Raw genomic sequence first — 2,526 nt, forward strand, 5'->3', positions numbered from 1 at the left:
GCCCGGCTCCGCGAGCCGCGCCCGGCGGGCGAAGGCGGGCGCCGCAGGGAGGTGAGGCGACGCTAGGCGGCCAGCGGCTGCTCCTGCGCCGGGTGAGCGCCCTGCCGTTCGAACTGGGTGCGGTACAGCTCGGCGTAGCGGCCGTCGGCCGCCAGCAGTTCGGGGTGGGTGCCGCGTTCGACGATGCGGCCGTCCTCGACGACGAGGATCTGGTCGGCGGCCCGGACGGTGGACAGCCGGTGGGCGATCACCACCGCGGTCCTGCCCTCCAGCGCCTCGGTGAGGGCCTCCTGGACGGCCGCCTCGGAGGTGTTGTCCAGGTGGGCGGTGGCCTCGTCGAGGATGACGACGCGCTGGCGGGCCAGGAGCAGCCGGGCGATGGTCATGCGCTGGCGTTCGCCGCCGGAGAGCCGGTAGCCGCGCTCGCCGACCACGGTGTCCAGGCCGTCGGGCAGGGACCGTACGAGGTCGTCGAGGCGGGCGCGGCGCAGGGCGTCCCACAGGTCGTCCTCGCCCGCGTCCGGCGCGGCGAGCAGCAGGTTGGCGCGGACGGTGTCGTGGAAGAGGTGGCCGTCCTGGGTGACCATGCCGAGGGTGTCGCGCAGGGACGCGGCGGTCAGGTCGCGCACGTCGACGCCGCCGACGCGGACCGCGCCCGCGTCGACGTCGTAGAGCCGGGGCAGCAGCTGGGCGATGGTCGACTTGCCGGCGCCGGAGGAGCCGACGAGGGCGACGGTCCGGCCGGGTTCGGCGCGGAAGGAGACGCCGTGCAGCACCTCGGCGCCGCCGCGGGTGTCGAGGGCGGCGACCTCCTCCAGGGAGGCCAGGGAGACCTTGTCGGCGGACGGGTAGGCGAAGCGGACGTCGTCGAACTCGACGGACACCGGGCCCTCGGGGACCTCGCGGGCGTCGGGCTTCTCCTCGATGAGCGGCCTGAGATCCAGCACCTCGAAGACCCGCTCGAAGCTGACCAGCGCGCTCATCACCTCGACGCGCGCCCCGGCGAGCGAGGTGAGCGGCGCGTACAGGCGGGTCAGCAGGAGGGCCAGCGAGACGACCGCGCCGGGTTCCAGGGCGCCGCGCAGGGCGAACCAGCCGCCGAGGCCGTAGACGAGGGCCAGGGCGAGGGCGGAGACGAGGGTCAGCGCGGTGATGAACACGGTCTGCGCGGTGGCCGTGCGGACGCCGATGTCGCGGACCCGGCGGGCGCGCACCGCGAACTCCTCCGACTCCTCCTCGGGCCGCCCGAACAGCTTGACGAGGGTGGCGCCCGGCGCGGAGAACCGCTCGGTCATCCGGGTGCCCATGGCGGCGTTCAGCGCGGCGGCCTCACGCTGCATCCGGGCCATGCGGCGGCCCATCCGCCGGGCCGGGATCACGAACACCGGCAGCAGCACCAGCGCGAGCAGGGTGATCTGCCAGGACAGGGTGAGCATCACGGCGAGGGTGAGCAGCAGGGTGACCAGGTTGCTCACGACGGTGGACAGGGTGTTGCTGAAGGCCCGTTGGGCGCCGATGACGTCGTTGTTGAGCCGGGAGACGAGCGCTCCCGTACGTGTGCGTGTGAAGAACGCGACCGGCATGCGCTGCACGTGGTCGAAGACGGCCGTGCGCAGATCGAGGATGAGGTCCTCGCCGAGGCTCGCCGACAGCCGGCGGCCGAGGATCCCGAGCGCCGCCTCCGCCACCGCGATCAGGGCGATGAGCAGGGCCAGCCGGACGACCCGGCCCTCGTCGCCGCCGGACACGATCGTGTCGACGACGCTGCCCGCGAGCAGCGGTGTGGCGACGGCGAGCAGCGCGGTCGCCGTGCCGAGCAGCACGAACAGGGCGATACGGCGGCGGTGCGGGCGGGCGAAGGTGCCGATGCGGCGCAACGTCACCCGGGCGAGGGGGCGGCGCTCCTCGTGGGCGTTCATGACGCTGTGCAACTGTGTCCACGCTGTGGTTTCCATGCTCATGCTGGAGACCGTAGAACCTCAAGCAATGTTGAGGTCAAGCCTCCCGCTGCGAAGGTCCCGATGACGCTGCACGAGCCGCTGCCCGCCCGTAAGCCGCTGTCCGGACCGTCGCAACCCGCCGTTGGCGCGGCGCGGAGAAGCTCTCGGACCGTGACGGGGACGATCCGCCGGATCCTGTGTGTGCTGCCTCTGCTGCTGGTGACCGTGGTCGCGGTGCGGCACCGGTCGGTGCTCGCCGACGGCTTCGCCCATCTGGGCACCGCCCGCTGGCCGTGGCTGCTGGCCGCTGCGGGGGCGACGTGTCTGACGTGGGTGGCGGCGGCCTGCACCCGGCAGGGCGCGGTCCTGGACCGGCTGCCCGCGCGGCGGTTGCTGGCCACGCAGTTCGCGGCGGGCGCGGCGAACCATCTGCTGCCGACCGGTCTGGGCGCGAGCGCGGTCAATCTGCGGTTCATGACGGTGTGCGGGCTGTCGCTGTCGCGCTCCTCGGCCGCCCTGGCGCTGTATCTGCTCGCGGAGTCCATCGGCCGGGTGGCCCTGCTGGGCGCGCTGCTCGTCGCGTTCC

At 73.6% G+C, this 2,526-nt stretch carries 1 protein-coding gene and 1 pseudogene; one reads left to right on the plus strand and one right to left on the minus strand.

Annotated elements, in window-relative coordinates:
• Positions 1-62: 62 nt before the first annotated feature.
• Entirely contained in the window at positions 63-1,955 is a 1,893-nt protein-coding gene (locus N4P33_RS34555; protein ID WP_260830868.1) for an ABC transporter ATP-binding protein, read from the minus strand.
• A 186-nt stretch (positions 1,956-2,141) separates the two neighbouring features.
• Here N4P33_RS34555 and N4P33_RS34560 point away from each other — a divergent pair.
• Positions 2,142-2,526 (plus strand): annotated as a pseudogene (locus N4P33_RS34560) (TIGR00374 family protein); the annotation flags it as partial.

Origin of the sequence: Streptomyces sp. 15-116A (genome assembly GCF_025290915.1) — a bacterium.
Lineage (GTDB): Bacteria > Actinomycetota > Actinomycetes > Streptomycetales > Streptomycetaceae > Streptomyces.

What these genes read in the sequence shown, in the direction of transcription:
- N4P33_RS34555 (WP_260830868.1), bottom strand. Translation starts at nt 1,955, where the DNA reads ATGGAAACCACAGCGTGGACACAGTTGCACAGCGTCATGAACGCCCAC.